Genomic DNA, 18,946 nt, shown 5'->3' on the forward strand with positions numbered 1-18,946 from the left:
CTGGAGGACAATCCCGCCCCAGTCGTGGGGACGTCCGGGAAAAGCTGAGCAACGCTGATCAAGGCTTACCAACGCAACATGCCGCAGCCGCTCCGGCAACCCGCCGACGAGCCTGGCTCGTGCTGTGCCAGAAAGGGCGCTTCGTGGCCGATTCCGGCAACCCCAACGAGAACATCCCGTCCACCGACGCCGACGTGAACGCCGCGGCCATCGCCTTGAACGGCGAGGTCACAGCTTCGTACGACGCCAGCGCCATCACCGTCCTCGAGGGTCTGGACGCGGTTCGCAAGCGACCCGGTATGTACATCGGCTCGACCGGTGAGCGCGGACTGCACCACCTTGTGCAGGAGGTCGTCGACAACTCCGTCGACGAGGCGCTGGCCGGGCACGCGGACACCATCGACGTCACGATCCTCGCCGACGGCGGGGTCCGGGTCGTCGACAACGGCCGTGGCATCCCGGTGGGCATCGTCCCCTCGGAGAACAAGCCGGCCGTCGAGGTCGTGCTGACCGTGCTGCACGCGGGCGGCAAGTTCGGCGGCGGCGGCTACGCGGTCTCCGGCGGTCTGCACGGCGTCGGCGTCTCGGTCGTGAACGCCCTGTCCACCAAGGTCTCCGTCGAGATCAAGACCGACGGCCACCGCTGGACGCAGGACTACAAGATGGGCGTCCCGACCGCCCCGCTCGCCCAGCACGAGGCCACGGAGGAGACCGGCACGTCGGTGACCTTCTGGGCCGACCCGGACATCTTCGAGACCACCGACTACTCCTTCGAGACGCTCTCGCGGCGCTTCCAGGAGATGGCGTTCCTCAACAAGGGTTTGACGATCAAACTCACTGACGAGCGCGAGTCGGCCAAGGCCACGGCCGGTGCGGACGAGGCGGGCGCGGACGAGAAGGCCGAGCCCAAGACAGTCTCCTACCACTACGAGGGCGGCATCGTCGACTTCGTGACGTACCTCAACTCCCGCAAGGGAGATGTGGTGCACCCGTCGGTCATCGACCTCGAGGCGGAGGACAAGGAGAAGAACCTGTCCGTCGAGGTCGCGATGCAGTGGAACAACGGCTACACCGAGGGCGTGTACTCGTTCGCCAACATCATCCACACCCACGAGGGCGGTACCCACGAAGAGGGCTTCCGCGCCGCGCTGACCTCGCTCATCAACAAGTACGCGCGCGACAAGAAGCTGCTGCGGGAGAAGGACGACAACCTCACGGGTGACGACATCCGCGAGGGTCTGACGGCGATCATCTCGGTCAAGCTGAGCGAGCCCCAGTTCGAGGGCCAGACCAAGACCAAGCTGGGCAACACGGAGGCGAAGACCTTCGTCCAGAAGGTGGTCTACGAGCACCTCAACGACTGGTTGGACCGCAACCCGAACGAGGGCGCGGACATCGTCCGCAAGGGCATCCAGGCGGCCACCGCGCGCGTGGCGGCCCGCAAGGCCCGTGACCTGACCCGCCGCAAGGGGCTGCTGGAGAGCGCGTCGCTGCCGGGCAAGCTGTCCGACTGCCAGTCGAACGACCCCACCAAGTGCGAGATCTTCATCGTCGAGGGTGACTCCGCCGGCGGCTCGGCCAAATCCGGCCGCAACCCGGAGTACCAGGCGATCCTCCCGATCCGAGGCAAGATCCTCAACGTCGAGAAGGCGCGGATCGACAAGATCCTGCAGAACCAGGAGATCCAGGCGTTGATCTCCGCCTTCGGCACCGGGGTCCACGAGGACTTCGACATCGAGAAGCTCCGCTACCACAAGATCATCCTCATGGCGGACGCCGACGTCGACGGCCAGCACATCAACACCCTGCTGCTGACCTTCCTGTTCCGCTTCATGCGGCCGCTGGTCGAGGCGGGCCATGTGTTCCTGTCCCGTCCCCCGCTCTACAAGATCAAGTGGGGTCGGGAGGACATCGAGTACGCGTACTCCGACCGCGAGCGCGACGCGCTGCTGGAGATGGGCCGCCAGCGTGGCAAGCGGATCAGGGAGGACTCGATCCAGCGCTTCAAGGGTCTCGGCGAGATGAACGCCGAGGAACTGCGCATCACCACGATGGACCAGGAGCACCGCGTCCTCGGCCAGGTCACCCTGGACGACGCCGCCCAGGCCGACGAGCTGTTCTCGGTCCTGATGGGCGAGGACGTCGAGGCGCGCCGCCAGTTCATCCAGCGCAACGCCAAGGACGTCCGCTTCCTCGACATCTGAGTCGGTCTCAGCTGACCGCACCAGGAAGGATCTTCACCAGCTATGGCCGACGAGAACACCCCCGTCACGCCTGAAGAAGAGGGCCCGGCCCTCCGTGTCGAGCCCGTCGGGCTCGAGACGGAGATGCAGCGCTCCTACCTCGACTACGCGATGTCCGTCATCGTCTCCCGCGCGCTGCCGGACGTCCGGGACGGCCTCAAGCCCGTCCACCGCCGCGTCCTGTACGCGATGTACGACGGCGGCTACCGCCCCGAGCGCGGCTTCTACAAGTGCGCGCGTGTCGTGGGCGACGTCATGGGCAACTACCACCCCCACGGCGACAGCTCCATCTACGACGCGCTGGTCCGCCTGGCCCAGCCGTGGGCGATGCGCATGCCGCTCGTCGACTCCAACGGCAACTTCGGCTCCCCGGGCAACGACCCGGCGGCGGCCATGCGCTACACCGAGTGCAAGATGGCGCCGCTGTCGATGGAGATGGTCCGCGACATCGACGAGGAGACCGTCGACTTCACGGACAACTACGACGGCCGCTCCCAGGAGCCGACCGTCCTGCCCGCCCGCTTCCCGAACCTGCTGATCAACGGCTCCGCCGGTATCGCGGTCGGCATGGCCACCAACATCCCCCCGCACAACCTGCGTGAGGTCGCGGCCGGCGCCCAGTGGTACCTGGAGCACCCGGAGGCCAGCCACGAGGAGCTGCTGGACGCGCTCATCGAGCGCATCAAGGGCCCCGATTTCCCGACCGGTGCCCTTGTGGTGGGCCGTAAGGGCATCGAGGAGGCCTACCGCACCGGCCGCGGCTCGATCACCATGCGCGCGGTCGTCGAGGTCGAGGAGATCCAGGGCCGCCAGTGCCTGGTGGTCACGGAGCTGCCGTATCAGGTCAACCCCGACAACCTCGCACAGAAGATCGCCGACCTGGTGAAGGACGGCAAGATCGGCGGCATCGCGGACGTCCGCGACGAGACGAGCTCCCGCACGGGCCAGCGCCTTGTCATCGTCCTGAAGCGGGACGCGGTCGCCAAGGTCGTACTGAACAACCTCTACAAGCACACCGACCTGCAGACGAACTTCGGCGCCAACATGCTGGCGCTGGTCGACGGTGTGCCGCGCACGCTGTCCCTGGACGCGTTCATCCGCCACTGGGTGACGCACCAGATCGAGGTCATCGTCCGCCGTACGCGCTTCAGGCTGCGCAAGGCCGAGGAGCGGGCGCACATCCTGCGCGGTCTGCTGAAGGCGCTGGATGCCATCGACGAGGTCATTGCGCTGATCCGGGCCAGTGACACGGTCGAGATCGCGCGTACCGGCCTGATGGAGCTCCTGGAGATCGACGAGATCCAGGCCAACGCCATCCTCGAGATGCAGCTGCGCCGACTGGCCGCCCTGGAGCGCCAGAAGATCGTTCAGGAGCACGACGAGCTCCAGGCGAAGATCACCGAGTACAACGAGATCCTCGCCTCGCCGATCCGCCAGCGCGGAATCGTCAGCGAGGAACTCGCCGCGATCGTCGAGAAGTACGGCGACGACCGCAAGACCCAGCTGATCCCCTACGACGGTGACATGTCCATCGAGGACCTCATCGCCGAGGAGGACATCGTCGTCACGGTCACGCGCGGCGGTTACGTCAAGCGGACCAAGACGGACGACTACCGGGCGCAGAAGCGCGGCGGCAAGGGCGTACGCGGTACGAAGCTGAAGGAAGACGACATCGTCGACCACTTCTTCGTTTCGACGACCCACCACTGGCTGCTGTTCTTCACCAACAAGGGCCGGGTGTACCGGGCCAAGGCCTACGAGCTGCCGGACGCCGGCCGGGACGCGCGCGGCCAGCATGTCGCCAACCTGCTGGCTTTCCAGCCGGACGAGGCGATCGCCGAGATCCTCGCGATCCGTGACTACGAGGCGGCGCCGTATCTGGTCCTGGCCACGAAGGCCGGTCTGGTCAAGAAGACGCCGCTGAAGGATTACGATTCGCCCCGCTCCGGCGGCGTGATCGCGATCAATCTCCGTGAAAGGGAGGACGGTTCCGATGACGAACTGATCGGAGCCGAACTCGTGTCGCCCGACGACGATCTGCTGCTGATCAGCAAGAAGGCGCAGTCGATCAGGTTCACCGCGACGGACGAGTCGCTGCGCCCCATGGGTCGAGCGACCTCGGGCGTCAAGGGCATGAGTTTCCGTGCGGGAGACGAACTCCTCTCGATGAATGTTGTTCGACCCGGTACGTTCGTGTTCACTGCCACCGACGGCGGGTACGCGAAGCGGACCGCTGTCGACGAGTACCGCGTCCAGGGTCGCGGCGGTCTCGGCATCAAGGCCGCCAAGATCGTCGAGGACCGTGGATCGCTCGTCGGCGCGCTGGTGGTCGAGGAGACCGACGAGATCCTCGCCATCACGCTGTCCGGCGGTGTGATTCGCACGCGAGTCAACGAGGTCAGGGAGACGGGCCGTGACACCATGGGCGTCCAACTGATCAATCTGGGCAAGCGCGATGCCGTGGTCGGTATCGCACGTAACGCCGAGGCGGGACGTGAGGCGGAGGAGGTTGACGGCGTCATTGCCGTCGACGAGACCGTCGAAGGTGCCGCGACCACCGGCACGGACGAGGGTGAGGCGCCCTCGGCCGAGTAGCACGAGGAGTGAGTCAGCGTGAGCGGAGCCACGGGCGCCGGATCTGCCGGTATCCCTGCCGGTACCTCGACCGGTACGGAAACGGACGGCGGCGGTCGCGGCTCCGCCGCGCCTGTGACGGACTCCCACACGACCAACTTGCAGGCGATCAAACCCCACGCGACCGACTCGCACTCGCCTGACACTCATGGATCCCAGGGGGGAACTGTGACGGACACCCGAGGCCCGCAGACCCAGCAGTACGCGGCTGGAGCGGGCCCGGCCGCTCCGGGCGCCCAGCCGTCGGCCCAGTCGGCCGAGGCGCAGCAGGCGGCGTCCCCGCTCCCCGGGGAGCGCCAGCCTCAGCAACCCACCGGGCCCTACCACCCGCCGCAGGCGTACCAGACGTCCGCTCCCGCCGGCGCGGTACGACGCCCGCGCACCGGCGCACGCACCACACCCCGGGTCCGCAAAGCCCGGCTGCGGGTGGCCAAGGCCGACCCGTGGTCCGTGATGAAGGTCAGCTTCCTGCTCTCCATCGCGCTGGGCATCTGCACGATCGTCGCGTCCGCCGTGCTGTGGATGGTCATGGACGCGATGGGCGTGTTCTCGACCGTCGGCGGCACGATCTCCGAGGCGACCGGCTCGAACGAGTCCAACGGCTTCGACCTGCAGGCGTTCCTGTCGCTGCCCAACGTCCTGCTGTTCGCCACGATCATCGCGGTCATCGACGTCGTCCTGGCGACGGCCCTCGCGACACTCGGCGCGTTCATCTACAACCTCTCCGCGGGTTTCGTCGGCGGCGTGGAACTGACACTGGCAGAGGACGAGTGAGGCCGGACGAGCCGGTTCGCTGACGGGCCGCTTCAAACCTCCACCGATTATCGATTTTGGGACTGCCCCGGTCGTGCGCTAATCTTCAGGAGTCAGCGCGCGGGACACACACCGCACAGCGCGGCGGGGCTATAGCTCAGTTGGTTAGAGCGCATCCCTGATAAGGATGAGGCCACAGGTTCAAATCCTGTTAGCCCCACAGATGCAGAACGAAGGCAGAGGGTGTCTCCCCAGGTGGGAGGCGCCCTCTCCGTGTTTTGGCCGGTCGTCACGGGGTCGTCCGTGATGCGCCCGCGCTCGGCGACGCGAAGAGCGGGCGCCTGAAGGGGAAGCGCCCGCTCTTGGCCGACGAGGGTCAGGCGACCAGCTGGGGTTCCTGCGGGGCGGTGGCCTCCGTCGGTTGCTGCGGCTTGCGGTCGCGCATCACCAGCGTGGCCAGGACGGCGGCGGCCAGGACGCCGATCGCGCTGAGTGTGAAAGTGGTGGTCATCGAGGCGGTGAAGGCCTCGCGGGCGGTGCCGATCAGGGCGCTGTCGGTGGTGGCCAGGGCGCCGGTGATGGACTGCCTGGCCTGCTCGGGGGCGTCGGTCGGCATCTCGGCGGCATAGCCGCTGGTGAGGAGGGAGCCGAGGATGGCGATGCCGAGGGCGGTGCCGGCCTGCTGGATGGTGTCGTTGAGGGCCGAGCCGACGCCCGCCTTGTCGGCCGGGATGGTGCCCATCAGCGCGGCGACCGCGGCGGGCATCGCGAGACCGGCGCCGAGGCCCAGCAGGGCGAGGGCCACCGCCGGGACCGTGAAGCCGGAGTCGGCCGAGACCGTGGTGAGGAGGCCGAACGAGGCAGCCATCACGAGCATGCCGGACAGGATCACGTAGCGGTTGCCGATCTTCTCGGCGAGCTTGACGCCGGAGCCGTTGCCGAGCAGGGCCGCGACCGCCATCGGCAGGAAGGCCACGCCCGCTTTGACCGGCGAGTAGCCGAGCACGAACTGCAGGTACTGGGTCAGGACGAGCAGCAGACCGCCGTTGCCGATCTGGACCAACGCCAGGGAGAGCGAACCGCCGCTGAAGTTGCGGTGCTTGAAGAGGACCAGCGGGACCATCGGGGCGGGGGTGACGTTCTCCCAGATCACGAAGCCGAGCAGGGCAACGACCGCGACGGCCAGGGTGACCACCGAGCGGCCCTCGAAGGCGCCGTGCTGCGGAATCTCGATGATCCACCAGACCAGGGCGGTCATACCGACGGCGGACAGCACCGCGCCCAGCGGGTCGGGCTTCTGCCACGGCGCCCTGGACTCCGGCATGAGGGTGAGACCGGCGACGACGGCGAGAGCGACGACCGGGACGTTGATGAGGAAGATCGAGTGCCAGGAGAAGTGGTCGATCAGTACGCCGCCGAGCACCGGGCTGCCGACCAGGCCCAGCATCGACACCGAACCCCACGCCGCCATCGCCTTGCCGCGCTCCTCCTCGTCGAAAACCGTGATGAGGATCGACAGGGTGGAGGGCATGATCAGCGCTCCGCCGACGCCCATCGCGATCCGTATGGCGATCATCTCCCCGGGGCTGGAGCAGAAGGTCGCCCCCAGTGAGGCCGCTCCGAAGAGCAACAGGCCGATCAGCATCACCTTCCGGCGGCCGAACCGGTCACCCAGGCTGCCCGAGATCAGCAGGAGACCCGCGAAAACCAGGATGTAGGAGTCGAGGATCCACTGGATGTCCTGGGTGCTCGCACCGATGTCCTCGGTCATCGAGGGCACCGCGACGGTCAGTGCCATGTTGTCGACCACCAGGACCAGCGTGCTCAGGCACAGCACGACGAGGATCCACCAGCGACGTGGATTGCGGTTTTCCATGGCCGTTCCTTTCAGGGATACGGGTCTGCGCCTGCACGGTGCGCACACTGTTCCTTCGATGCGAACACTGTACGCACGAGGGAGCAGTGTGCGCAATCCTTGTTTCTCGTACGCTAGATGCGAACGACGTACGCACAGGAGTCGCGAGGAGCGCCATGGCCGCCAGGACGAGCAAGTCGAAGCCGGAGCCCAACCCGATCCCGTCCGTCTGGGCCCGGCAGCAGCGCGAGCCCGACCAGCCCGCCCTCAGCCGGGACGCGATCGTCCGCGCGGCCGTCGCCGTACTCGACGCCGAAGGCATCGACGCGCTGAGCATGCGCAAGCTCGGCGCCCGCCTGAACGCCGGCGCGACCTCCCTCTACCGGCACGTCGCGACAAAGGACGAGCTGATGGAGCTGGCCGTGGACGAGGTCGCCGCCGAGATCCACGTACCGCCCGCCGACAGCCCCGACTGGCGCGCAGCCGTCACCGAGGCCGCGCACTCCTTCCGTGCGACCGCCCTGCGCCACCCCTGGCTGTCCTCGGTCCTGGGCCAGGCAGGCCTCGCCTACCTCGGCCCCAACCTGATGTCGTTCTCCGAGCGTCTCGCCGCCCTGTTCACGGCCGCGGGCTTCCCGGAGCCGCACCGGGCGATCGACACCGTGCTGTCGTACGTCATCGGCATGAGCACCACCGAGGCCGCCTGGCTCATCACCGTCGCCCGCTCCGGCACCACCGAGGCCGACCTCATCGCCCGCCTGATGCCCGCCGCGCAGCAGGCCGCCGCCGGCCACGACCACTTGGCGGCCGCGCAGGACGACGCCGTCGCCGCCACCACCGATCCCGTCGCCCTGCGCGACGCCAAGTTCTCGTACGGCCTGGAGGTCGTCCTCGACGGGCTGGCGCTACGGCTGCCGGATGCCTGACCGGTGGATCCGCCCGAGGCGGGCGCGGAACGCGTGAAGGCCCGGCCACTGAGCCAGTGGCCGGGCCTCGTCATGAGGGCGGTGTACGCAGGTTCGCCGTGACGACAGGGTTGACGGAATCCGGAGGAACTCAGGTGAAGGGGACCGATGAGAGCGGGAGCGTGACGGGATCGTCCGGGGCCGCCGTTCGGGAGCCGCAGTCGTCGGCCGCCGGATCAGTGCCGGTCTGGTCCGTGTCCGTCTTGGTGAGCGGGCGGTGGCGGCAGGTCGGGGCCTTGCCGTGTGCCTCGGCCTGGATGCGCTGTTTCATCGTGGGGGGCAGGGCCGTGGCGTGGGGCCGAGCCCAGCGGGACATCGTCGGCGCCGTGTTGGGTCGTGCGGTGCTGTTGCGCGAAGTCTCGGTCTGCGGTACCGCCGCGCCGGCGGTGGTCGTGGCGAGTCCGAGCGCCGTGCACAGCGCGAGGAAGGCGGTGATGATGACGTTCCACAGCTTCATGACCTTGTTCCGGGCCATGGCCCCTCACTTTCGGGTTGGGCGATTTGCGTACTTTGCTCATCATGTGTATGAGGCTCGGGAAGTGGTGGACCGACGCCCGTGACGCAGCGATCTTCAGATCAACACCACCCGGATGGTCGCAAGAGGCCCGAAAAATGCGGGGCTGTGAGCACCGTCAGATCGGAGCGGCGCCGTCCGCGCGGAGTGGGCTGCGCCGCCGGGGAGTTGGGGCCCGGCGCAGGTCACCGATCGATATCGGGCGGTGTGTATAGTCGGGCGCCAGAGGTCCCCTACGTCAAGGAAAGACGAGGTCGCGCGGTGAAGAAGCTTCTCCTGGTCGCACTGGCCGCCATCGGCGGGCTCCTCGTGTACCGCCAGATCCAGGCGGATCGCGCCGAGCAGGATCTGTGGACGGAGGCGACCGACTCCGTGCCCACGGGTTCGTGAGTACCGACATCCGATACTGAAAACAGACCCCGGCCGCCTTTGCGGTCGGGGTTTTGCGTGTCCGTGGACGGTCTCTGGTACGGGCGCTCTCCGGCACGGGCGGTTCCGTGGTGGGCGTTTCGGACGCTCGTACGGATTGCGCCGTGAGTCGTGGCCTTGCGAGGGCAGGATGGGCCAGGGTACGGACGGTTCGATGATTCGGCACTTCCAGAGGTGGCGCGTGATGGGGCGACGTACGGCAGGGTCCAAGGCGCACCGGGGCCGTTTTCCGTCGGCACGCGCGCGTGCCGCCCTCCTCGCGGCGACGGTGGTGACGGCGGCCGCCCTGCCCGGTCCCACGGCGATGGCTGACGGTACGGCGAGCGGCACCGCCTACGCCTTCGCCGAGGACGCCCGGTCCGTACCGGGCGCCACGGGCACCACGGACGCCGTACGCCTCCAGCCCGGCAGGACGTACAAGAGCACCCTGCCGAGCAGCGGAAAGGCCTACTACCGCCTCGCCCTCGACGCCACCTCGAACACGTACGTCTCCGCCACCGCCGTACCCGCCCCGGACGCCACCGTCTCCGCCGTGGAGGGGATCAAGGTGACGGTGCAGGAGACGGACGGCAGCTCCTGCTCCTTCGATACGACGACCTTCGGCGCCGGCCGCAGCCCGCACCCGATCGCCGCCTGGGGCGCGCGCGAGTCCGGCACCAGCCGGTGCAAGGCCGAGGGCATGTACTACGTGGTCGTCGAGCACGTCGGTGCGAAGGACTCCGCGCCGGCTGCCTGGGACCTGGAGCTGGCCGTGATCGAGGAGCCGGGCCTTGCGCAGCCCGGTGCCACCAGGGCGCCGCAGGCCTGGGACTCCGCCACGCCCGCGCCGCCCACCGACGAGCCCGAAAAGCGGCCGGGCGGCGCCGGCTTCGCCACGGCGACCTCGCTGGACCAGGGCGTCTGGACCGACGACATCGAACCCGGACAGACCCTCTTCTACGAGGTTCCGGTCGACTGGGGCCGGCAGCTGTACGCCACCGCCGAACTCGGCACCGCCGGTTCCGGTTCCGGTTACGTGGTCGGAGCGCTCGACGTGTCCCTCTACAACCCCGCACGCGGGCCGGTCGAGGACGCAGGCATCGGCTACGACGGGAAACAGCGGTCGGCCGCACTCGATCCGCTTCCGCCGGTCGCACACGCCAACCGCCACTCCTTCACGGACCGGGTGGCCGGGATGCGGTTCGCCGGTTCGTATTACCTCGTGGTGCATCTCTCCGCGAAGGTGGCCGAGGACTTCGGCGACGGTCCGTTCGGGCTGACGTTGCGCGTACGGGTGGCGGGGACGGCGCAGGAAGCGCCCGCCTATGCCGGGCAGTCCGTGCCGGACGACGTCTTCGAGGTCACGCGCCAGGATCGGGGAGCTGCCGGCTCCGGCGGTGCGGCGGAGGAGGACGCCGCGATGACGGCGCTCGCGGCGGGCGGGATCGGCGCCGGCACGGTGATTCTGGTGGGGCTCGGGGTCTGGACGGCGGTGGCACGGCGGAGGGCCGGCCTCGCCGGGTAGTTCAGACCTGGGTCAACGCCCAGAAACCCACGGCGTAGCAGGCCAGGGCCAGCAGGACCAGCGGGACCGCCACCTTCGCGGCGGGCCGGGGCGACGTCGGCCGGGGTGCGGTGCGGCGGTAGCGGCGGCTGGAGTGAGGGACGCTCGGCTGGGGGGCGCTCGGGCTGCCGGTGAGCGGCTGGTGAGCCGGCTGGTCGGCAGGGTGCCGCGAAATCGGTGGTGCGGAGAGTGGAACCTGCGCGTCCTGAGCGTGTACGAAGCAGTAGAGCGTCAGCGCGCCGGGCATCGCCGGGGCGGCGCCGGAGCGGGTACAGCGGTGCTTGCTGCTGGGGGGAGGACAGCACGTGCGTGGTCTCGTGAGGGGAGGTGAGGAACGGTTGCTGTGGGGGCAGCTGTTGCTGTGCTTGTGGATGCCGATGGTGCTGTGGCTGCGGTGGGCCCTGCTGTGCCGGTGCGGGTGCCTCTGCGGACCCGGCCTCGGGGGCGGCCGCCCGAGGGGAACTGACGGTGGGCTGCGGAGGCGGCAGGTGGAAGCTGCCGGTGTCCGACATACTGGCCGGCTGCGAAGGAGCGGAGGGCTGGGCCGGGGTGACGACGCCGGGGTGAGCGGTGGGCTGCTGACGGGGATCCGCGACCACGTCCTCCCTGCGCGCCCCAGAACGTACGGAGCCCGTGCCGGGCCGCGAGGACAGCGAGTCGGCTGCGTCCCCGGCTCTCGGAGGGACTGCCCCGATTCCGGACCCCGCACCCGCCGCCGTGCGCGTCCCGGCCGCCGAAGCAAGCGGCCCCACGGGCCCGAACCCCGAGGGAAGCGGCCCGAGTTGGTCGAAGATCTCGATCTGCTCGTCGTCGGGGCCGGGGTCGGGCAGGAGCTCGGCCGCCGAAGCGAGCGCCTTGCGCGCACCTGTGGCGGTGCGGAAGCGGGCCTGCGGATCCGGCTGCAGCAGTGTCGCCACGACCTGCCACAACGGCTCCGGGATGCCCGCGGGCGCACTGGGAGTCCCGTGCGCTGCGAAGTACTCCACGAGCGCCTTGGCGTCCGGCTTGGCGCCCTCCAGCAGATACAGCGCGACCAGTCCCACGGCGAACAGATCCGCCGGAAAGTCCGGCTCGGCGCCCATCATCTGCTCCGGCGCCAGATACCCCGGCGTACCCACCACGAGGTTGGTTTCGGTCAGCCGGGGCTCGCCCAGCCGCATCGCGATGCCAAAGTCGGACAGGCGCAGCTTGGGCCTGCCCGTACCGGTGGCTTCCAGCAGCACGTTGGCGGGCTTGATGTCCCGGTGCACGACGTTCTCGGCGTGCACCGCGGCCAGCCCCGACAACAGCTGGTCGAGGAGAGTGCAGACGAAGGACGGCGGCAGAGGACCGTAGTCCCCGACGAGATGGACCAGCGAACCGCCGGCGACCAGATCCATGGTGAACAGGACCTTGTCGTCGTCGGCGGCCCAGCTGGCCGGCGCGAGAACATGAGGGTGATCGATCCTCAGCGCCTGTTCGCGTACGAAGCGCAACAGCGAGTGCGCGTCGCTCTGCTGCAGGACCTTGGCGGCCACATAGCGACGTCGGCGATGGTCCCAGGCACGCCAGACGGCGCCGACTCCTCCACGCCCGATCGGATCGACCAGTTCGTACCGTCCGGCGAAGACCTCACCCATCGCTGTGCGCCGCTCCTCCCCCTACGATCCCAGGGCTTCCCCCCTTGCCTGCCCCTCGACGAGTGATACGACCCCTCTCGCGGCCTCTCCTCGCGCCGCTCTCACCGCCGCCGTGCAACAGGCCCGACTGCCGCACCCCCACGCGGCGAACGGCCGTGCGGTCAGCTCTGGTGGGCCTGGTAGTGCGCGACGGCGTCGAGGTGCGGCCGCGCCGTACACCCGGAGGAACTCTGCCAGCTCCGGATGGGTCGGGCGAGAGTGTCCGCGGCCTCGATGATGTCTCCCGCGGCCGCCACCGAACGCAGCAGCGACTGGATCTCGCGGACCACCCGCTTGACCGTGGGCGCTCCCGAGCTGCTCGTCGTCTGTGTGCTGTTGCTGAGCACCGAGCCCCCCTGCGACTTCTTGATCTCCTCCATCCGATCGGTGGCCTCCGCCGCGCTCACACTGCCGTCCGCCACCTGTGCAGCCAGGTCCTGCAGCAACTGCACCCGCTGGACCACGGCAGGGTTTCCGATTCTTCGCCGCTGACCGCTCATCAGCTGGGACAGCATCGGCGCGGACAGTCCAGCACCCCCGCGAGACGAGCCTGGTTGAGTCCAAGATCGTCTATGAGCTTACGGAAGAGCGCCCCCAGCGGCTCCCCGTACCAGTTCCGCTGCAGTTCCCGCGCTCTTGCGGTGGCTTCCTGCTGTGCGGCGTCCATTGCGTCTCCCCATCGCTTTCCCCAAAACCCGGTTCGCTGTAGCGAACCACGCCGAGCATCTTACGGAGATGGTCGTTCACGGGGACCCCCCAATCTTTTTGCGAGATACCGGGTCACCCGCTACTCTGGTCTGCGGCGCCCGCCGGTACGCGGTTCTTCCGGCCGACGTCTCCCTTCCGGGGCCTTAGCTCAGTTGGTAGACGCTGTCTTTGCATGGCAGATGTCAGGGCGACTCCCCTAGCTCCACCGGTAAATGCCCTCTGGCCTGCGGAAACGCGTTCGGAGGTATTTTCGTGTCTCGGTACACGCAGAACACACGTATGCGCACGGGAGCGGCAGCCTCCTCGAGGCACGCCGACCGATCGGTCAGGCTTCCGCGCGTCCCGCTTCAGCCCAGGCGGACGCACCCCGCCCTCGACATCGTGGACTCTGCCAGTCTGTGGGACGTCGACCGCCCGACCCGGCCCACGCGCTACGCCGCCGGATCACGGATCCGCGCGGCGGACCCACCTGAGCCACTCACACCGGAGGATCGGTGCTTCGGTGGATGTTCCCAGCTCACCTGTTGACGGCCGGTGCACCTGCGACAGCTCATTGCAGGCGCAACCGGACTCACCCTCGTGCGCAGAGATGAACGGTGCCCCCAAGCTCCTGACGCACGGTGCCGTTCTTGGCAATCAGCACCGCAGCTCGCGCATTGACAGTTGAGGTACGGCTGTGCCGCGCAATCGTCAACCAGTGCAATAGCAAGCAAGTTACGGCCGTACGACGCAAGCGCGCGCCGCTCGCCGGTTTCACGTGAAACCCGTTCCACCCGGGCATCCGCGTGAATCATCATGCGGGCGAGAGACCCACAAGTCTCCCGCCCCACGGTCAGACGGCTCAGCCGCGGTCCTCGCGGTCCGCAGCCTCCTCCTCGGCCTCCTTGGCCTGCACCTCGGGATCGAGCACGGACTGTCCGCTGCCGTCCACCGACGTGAGCCGGCCCGACTCGGAGACCTCGGTCGCGGCGGGCGGCTCGACCAGCCAGTCAGGTTGGCCTGCTTGTCCCACCACTTCCAGGCGGCGAAAGCGCCGCCCGCGAGAACGCCGAGAACCGCCAGTACCTTCACGGCCCGGCCGGCCTTGGCCCGCCGTTCATGCTTGCGGACCAGCTTGTGAATCTCCTCGGCCGAGACCTGGCCACGCAGCGCGGCCAGCGCGGCGGCACCACGCGACGCCGCCTCGTCCTTGACGGGCCCGGCCGCGGCCACCGCCTGCTCGATCTTCGGCCGGGAGTAGTCGGCAGCCTGCCGGGCAGCCATACGGGTACGGAAAGCGGCCTCATGGGCGGCGTGGTCCACCCTCGGCGGCACATGCGAACGGGCCTGTTCCAGGCGCGGCGCGAGATGCGACTCGTACTGGACGCGGGCCTGCCCGGCGGCCTGCGACACCCTGGGCGCAAGCCGTACGCGTGCCTCGTGTGCATAGTGCGCGGTCCGGTCCTTCGCCGTGTCGGCGTACGGCGCCACCACTTCCGCGGCGTGCAGCACGCTGTCCTTCGCCGAGCCGGTCGCGGCGCGCACGCTGTCGATGCGGGTCACGGGTTCCTCCTCCTCGGTGGCGTACGTATTTCGACTTTCCACCCTTTTAGGGATCATGCCTGCCCAAGCATGACGTGGCATGTGAGGACGGGCATCCGGGTCATGGTCGCCGCGCAATAGCGGATGAATACGGCAACAGGAGCTTGTCGTCGACAATGCCACGGATCGCCGCTCCGCGCTCCCGCCACGGAACGACTCATCGGAAAATCTGCAAGCCCTCCGCCCGGATTCCCGCCCGAAACAGCACGTCGGGCGACGTACGGCGCAGGCCGTGCGAGGATCGTGGGGTCACAGGAAGACAACGGAAGGCAGATCGTGGCTGAGCAGCTTTACGCCACCCTGAAGACCAACCACGGCGACATCCAAGTTCGGCTCTTCCCGAACCATGCGCCGATCACGGTCAAGAACTTCGTCGAGCTCGCCAAGGGCGAGCGTGAGTGGACCCACCCGGCCACCGGCCAGAAGTCCACGGACAAGCTGTACGACGGCACGGTCTTCCACCGGGTCATCAGCGGCTTCATGATCCAGGGCGGCGACCCGCTGGGCAACGGCACGGGCGGCCCCGGTTACCAGTTCGCCGACGAGTTCCACCCGGACCTGCAGTTCGACAAGCCCTACCTGCTGGCGATGGCCAACGCCGGCCCGGGAACCAACGGCTCGCAGTTCTTCATCACCGTCTCCCCGACGGCCTGGCTGAACCGCAAGCACACCATCTTCGGCGAAGTCACGGACGCGGCCAGCCAGAAGGTCATCGACTCGATCGCGAGCACCCAGACCAACCCGCGCACCGACCGCCCCCTCAACGACGTCGTCATCGAGTCGGTCGTCGTGGAGACCCGCGAAGGCTGAGCCGGAAGGCCCACGAGGACCAAGTCGGAGGACCCGCAAAAGCCGAGTCCGAGACCTCCCGTAGGGAACCAAACGCCCCGCTCGTCCGTAAAGAGAGCGGGGCGTTTCTGTCGGACTCGACGATGAGGGGACCTCATGGACCAGGCGCCAGGCAGCCCGAACGGCCCGCACAACCACGGCCCGGACAACCCGGGCCCGCAGGACGCCGCCGGCACGCCCGTCTGCTACCGCCACCCCGGCCGCGAGACCGGCGTACGCTGCACTCGCTGCGAACGCCCGATCTGCCCCGACTGCATGGTCAGCGCCTCCGTCGGCTTCCAGTGCCCCGCATGCGTCCGCGACGCCTCCGGCACCGGACACGCACCGGGCGCCTCCCGCCCCCGCACCATCGCAGGCGGCACCGTCGTCGCCGACCCCAGACTCCTCACCAAGATCCTCATCGGAATCAACCTCGCGGTATTCATCGCCGGCCGGGCCGAACCGTCCCTCCTCAACCACATCCTCCTCATCGGCGAATGGCCACCAGCGCCCTGGGGACCGACAGAGGGCGTCGCAGAGGGCGAGTGGTACCGCCTGTTCACCTCGATGTTCACCCACGAAGCCATCTGGCACATCGGCTTCAACATGCTCAGCCTCTGGTGGCTCGGCGGCCCCCTCGAAGCCGCCCTCGGCCGCACCCGCTACCTCACGCTCTACCTCGTCTCAGGCCTCGCAGGCAGCGCCCTGACCTATCTGCTGGAAGCCCCGACGACAGCCTCGCTGGGCGCCTCGGGAGCGATCTTCGGCCTCTTCGGCGCGACAGCCGTGCTCATGCGTCGGCTCAACTACGACATGCGCCCGGTCATCGCCCTGCTCGCGATCAACCTGATCTTCACGTTCAGCCCGGGCTTCGACATCGCCTGGCAGGCCCACATCGGCGGACTCGCCGCCGGCCTGGTCATCGGCTACGCCATGGTCCACGCCCCGCGCGAACGCCGGGGACTGGTCCAGTACGGCACCAGCGTGCTGGTCCTGGCGGTCGTCGTGGGGATGACGCTGCTGCGGACCGCTCAGCTCAGCTGAGCCGGGTGGTTATCCACTGAGCTGTTCAAGTTGTCCACAGTGCGTGGTGGATCTTGTGCACGCTGTGCGGGAACAGGCGTGCCCCCTGTCGATGACCGGCGTTTCTGCAGGTCAGACAGGGGGCGAACAAGGTTTCTGGGGATAGTGTGGCTGTCGTATCGGTGTCAACGTCCGATGCGTTATCCACAGATCGTCGGTCTTTTCCCCAGGTCGGCTGTGGAAATTCTCACTGCTGTGGATAACTCAGCGGATAGCCGTGGGCAGAGCTGTGTTCACCGCCCGCTCGCCTGGTCTTCGACCGGCCTACTTCCACTGGGTGGAGACACCGAATCCGGCCGCGATGAAGCCGAAGCCCACCACGATGTTCCAGTTGCCCAGCGAGTCGATCGGCAGCGAACCGTCGGTCACATAGAAGACGACGATCCAGGCCAGCCCGATGAGGAACATGGCGAGCATGACCGGGGCGACCCAGGCGCGGCTGTTCAGCTTGATGCTGGTCGCCTGCTTCGACGGCGGCGGCGTGTAGTCGGCCTTCTTGCGGATACGTGACTTCGGCACGAGGGTCTCTCCTGTCGATGCGCTGCGTGGCCGCGCAGGGAACTGGGTCGGGCTCGGGGCAACGTTCGGGGGCGTGTGCAAGGAGCTCAGAGCGCTCCCCCGGGCGTCCGTTAGCGTAGTGCTTCCGTGGCGCCGAAGGAGATAAGGGTACGTTGAGCAATTCTGCCGACTCCCCCGGGACGGGATCCAGCCCTGCCCGCCGGTGGGCTTTCCGGCCCGTGCGGCTGCTCACGGTGGGCGTCTTCGCTCTCGCGGGGCTCATTTTCTTCACCAGTTTCCATACGGCCAAAGGCACCAATATCCGTACGGATGCGTCTTTGTTGAAGCTCTCCGACCTGATTGAGGAGCGCAGCCGGAACAACGGCGAACTGGACGAGTCCAACGCGGCCCTGCGTGAGGACGTCGAGTCCCTCGCCGAGCGCGACGACGGCAGCACCAAGGCGGAGGACGACAAGCTCGCCGCCTTGGAGAAGGACGCGGGTACTCAGAAGCTCACCGGTGAGGCGCTGACGGTGACACTCGACGACGCTCCGCCGAACGCCACCGCCAAGCTCCCCGGCTATCCGGAGCCGCAGCCCGACTACCTGGTCATCCATCAGCAGGACCTGCAGGCTGGTGTGAACGCCCTGGGGGGCGAGGGATCAAGGTCATGGACCAGCGGCTGATCTCCACCAGTGCGGTGCGCTGTGTGGGCAACACCCTGATCCTCCAGGGCCGGGTCTACTCACCGCCGTACAAGATCACGGCGGTTGGCGATCCGGAGAAGCTGCAGCAGGCGCTTTCGGCGTCGCCGGCGATCCAGAACTACATGGTGTACGTCAATGTCTACGGCCTGGGCTGGAAAGTGGAGGAGAACGGGACGGTGACTCTGCCCGGCTACTCGGGCACAGTGGACCTGCACTACGCGAAGCCCGTGGAGTAAGCGCCGCTCAGGAGCCGCCGGTGCGCGTGATCGTCAGGACCGTCAGCGAACTGTGCATCACCGTCGGCACTGTGATCGTGCTCTTTGTCGTCTATGTGCTGTTCTGGACCGGCGTGAAGGCCGACAACGTCATGGACGACGAGGTCGACCGGCTCCAGGAGCAGTGGTCGCAGGGGGCCGTGCAGCCCGGCGCAGCCCCCGGTGCCTCTGCGAGCCCCCCGAAGCCGGCGGCGTACGAGAACGGGAAACCGTTCGCGATCATGTACATCCCGCGCCTTGGTTTCACGTGGAACAAGCCCGTGCTCGAGGGCACCGCCACCGACACCCTCAAGAAGGGCCTCGGCCACTACGCCGGCACCGCGCAGCTCGGTCAGAAGGGGAACTTTTCGGTGGCGGGTCACCGGCGCACGTACGGTGATCCCTTCAAGGATTTCCCCCGGCTGCGTCGCGGCGACGCGGTGGTGCTGACCGATGGGGCGACCTGGTTCACGTACCGGATCGGCAAGGGGCCGTACAAAACTGTGCCGACGGACGTTGAGGTGATCGACCCCGTGCCACGTAAATCCGGGTACACGAGTGCGGGCCGCTATCTCACGCTCACCACCTGCGAACCGGAGTGGGGACACAGCCACCGGCTGATCGTCTGGGCGCATCTGGATTCCACCCAGCCTGTGGAGGCCGGGAAACCAGCGGCCCTGCGCCGTTAGTCTG

At 68.1% G+C, this 18,946-nt stretch carries 12 protein-coding genes, 1 tRNA gene and 4 pseudogenes; 11 read left to right on the top strand and 6 right to left on the bottom strand.

Annotated features, from left to right (window positions below):
- Positions 1–119: 119 nt before the first annotated feature.
- From gyrB to StrepF001_RS15700, 4 genes are all read left to right on the top strand, one after another.
- Complete coding sequence (gene gyrB / locus StrepF001_RS15685) at positions 120–2,204, top strand: DNA topoisomerase (ATP-hydrolyzing) subunit B (protein ID WP_129798850.1); 2,085 nt, start codon at positions 120–122, stop codon at positions 2,202–2,204.
- Positions 2,205–2,246: 42 nt separating this feature from the next.
- The gene (gene gyrA / locus StrepF001_RS15690) at positions 2,247–4,838 is read left to right on the top strand and encodes a DNA gyrase subunit A (protein WP_129798852.1); all 2,592 of its coding nucleotides are present in this window, start codon (positions 2,247–2,249) and stop codon (positions 4,836–4,838) included.
- A gap of 18 nt (positions 4,839–4,856) precedes the next feature.
- Positions 4,857–5,651 carry a DUF3566 domain-containing protein gene (locus StrepF001_RS15695; RefSeq protein ID WP_129798853.1) on the top strand — a complete coding sequence of 265 codons (795 nt, stop codon included), beginning with the start codon at positions 4,857–4,859 and terminating at the stop codon, positions 5,649–5,651.
- Positions 5,652–5,776: 125 nt separating this feature from the next.
- Positions 5,777–5,850: transfer RNA gene (locus tag StrepF001_RS15700), tRNA-Ile, on the top strand.
- Between the two features lie 156 nt (positions 5,851–6,006).
- Here StrepF001_RS15700 and StrepF001_RS15705 read toward each other — a convergent pair.
- Positions 6,007–7,506: an MFS transporter gene (locus tag StrepF001_RS15705; protein WP_129798854.1), complete on the bottom strand. Its 1,500-nt coding sequence runs from the start codon at positions 7,504–7,506 to the stop codon at positions 6,007–6,009.
- 155 nt (positions 7,507–7,661) lie between these two features.
- Here StrepF001_RS15705 and StrepF001_RS15710 point away from each other — a divergent pair, with 155 nt between their 5' ends.
- Positions 7,662–8,411, top strand: coding sequence for a TetR/AcrR family transcriptional regulator C-terminal domain-containing protein (locus tag StrepF001_RS15710; protein WP_129798855.1), 750 nt, complete (start codon positions 7,662–7,664; stop codon positions 8,409–8,411).
- Between the two features lie 130 nt (positions 8,412–8,541).
- On the opposite strand, the gene StrepF001_RS15715 is transcribed toward StrepF001_RS15710, so the two are convergent.
- A complete protein-coding gene (locus tag StrepF001_RS15715; RefSeq protein WP_129798856.1) occupies positions 8,542–8,925 on the bottom strand; it encodes a DUF6344 domain-containing protein in 384 nt (127 codons plus the stop codon).
- Between the two features lie 300 nt (positions 8,926–9,225).
- On the opposite strand from StrepF001_RS15715, the gene StrepF001_RS47910 reads away from it, so the two are divergent.
- On the top strand, positions 9,226–9,354 hold the full coding sequence (locus tag StrepF001_RS47910; RefSeq protein WP_003999697.1) for a DLW-39 family protein: 129 nt from the start codon (positions 9,226–9,228) through the stop codon (positions 9,352–9,354).
- A gap of 223 nt (positions 9,355–9,577) precedes the next feature.
- Positions 9,578–10,897: a hypothetical protein gene (locus StrepF001_RS15725; RefSeq protein ID WP_240797513.1), complete on the top strand. Its 1,320-nt coding sequence runs from the start codon at positions 9,578–9,580 to the stop codon at positions 10,895–10,897.
- 974 nt (positions 10,898–11,871) lie between these two features.
- On the opposite strand, the pseudogene StrepF001_RS47915 reads toward StrepF001_RS15725, so the two are convergent.
- From StrepF001_RS47915 to StrepF001_RS15745, 3 pseudogenes are all read right to left on the bottom strand, one after another.
- Positions 11,872–12,555 (bottom strand): annotated as a pseudogene (locus StrepF001_RS47915) (serine/threonine-protein kinase); the annotation flags it as partial.
- Positions 12,556–12,716: 161 nt separating this feature from the next.
- Positions 12,717–13,261: pseudogene (locus tag StrepF001_RS15735) on the bottom strand (DNA-binding protein).
- Positions 13,262–14,143: 882 nt separating this feature from the next.
- A pseudogene (locus StrepF001_RS15745) lies at positions 14,144–14,844 on the bottom strand (DUF5324 family protein).
- A 315-nt stretch (positions 14,845–15,159) separates the two neighbouring features.
- On the opposite strand from StrepF001_RS15745, the gene StrepF001_RS15750 reads away from it, so the two are divergent.
- Both StrepF001_RS15750 and StrepF001_RS15755 read left to right on the top strand, forming a co-directional pair.
- Positions 15,160–15,693: a peptidylprolyl isomerase gene (locus tag StrepF001_RS15750; RefSeq protein ID WP_129798860.1), complete on the top strand. Its 534-nt coding sequence runs from the start codon at positions 15,160–15,162 to the stop codon at positions 15,691–15,693.
- Between the two features lie 135 nt (positions 15,694–15,828).
- On the top strand, positions 15,829–16,755 hold the full coding sequence (locus tag StrepF001_RS15755) for a rhomboid family intramembrane serine protease (RefSeq protein WP_129798862.1): 927 nt from the start codon (positions 15,829–15,831) through the stop codon (positions 16,753–16,755).
- A gap of 303 nt (positions 16,756–17,058) precedes the next feature.
- Here StrepF001_RS15755 and crgA read toward each other — a convergent pair whose 3' ends face one another.
- Positions 17,059–17,313 carry a cell division protein CrgA gene (crgA, locus tag StrepF001_RS15760; RefSeq protein WP_129798863.1) on the bottom strand — a complete coding sequence of 85 codons (255 nt, stop codon included), beginning with the start codon at positions 17,311–17,313 and terminating at the stop codon, positions 17,059–17,061.
- A 152-nt stretch (positions 17,314–17,465) separates the two neighbouring features.
- Between crgA and StrepF001_RS15765 the strand changes: the two are divergent.
- Positions 17,466–18,235: pseudogene (locus tag StrepF001_RS15765) on the top strand (DUF881 domain-containing protein).
- 20 nt (positions 18,236–18,255) lie between these two features.
- Positions 18,256–18,942, top strand: coding sequence for a class E sortase (locus StrepF001_RS15770; RefSeq protein WP_129798865.1), 687 nt, complete (start codon positions 18,256–18,258; stop codon positions 18,940–18,942).
- Positions 18,943–18,946 lie beyond the last annotated feature (4 nt).

The organism is Streptomyces sp. F001 (genome assembly GCF_004187715.1).
Lineage (GTDB): Bacteria > Actinomycetota > Actinomycetes > Streptomycetales > Streptomycetaceae > Streptomyces > Streptomyces flavusporus.

What these genes read in the sequence shown, in the direction of transcription:
- StrepF001_RS15725 (WP_240797513.1), top strand. Translation starts at nt 9,578, where the DNA reads ATGGGGCGACGTACGGCAGGGTCCAAGGCGCACCGGGGCCGTTTTCCG.
- StrepF001_RS15705 (WP_129798854.1), bottom strand. Translation starts at nt 7,506, where the DNA reads ATGGAAAACCGCAATCCACGTCGCTGGTGGATCCTCGTCGTGCTGTGC.
- gyrA (WP_129798852.1), top strand. Translation starts at nt 2,247, where the DNA reads ATGGCCGACGAGAACACCCCCGTCACGCCTGAAGAAGAGGGCCCGGCC.
- StrepF001_RS15715 (WP_129798856.1), bottom strand. Translation starts at nt 8,925, where the DNA reads ATGGCCCGGAACAAGGTCATGAAGCTGTGGAACGTCATCATCACCGCC.
- StrepF001_RS15755 (WP_129798862.1), top strand. Translation starts at nt 15,829, where the DNA reads ATGGACCAGGCGCCAGGCAGCCCGAACGGCCCGCACAACCACGGCCCG.
- StrepF001_RS15710 (WP_129798855.1), top strand. Translation starts at nt 7,662, where the DNA reads ATGGCCGCCAGGACGAGCAAGTCGAAGCCGGAGCCCAACCCGATCCCG.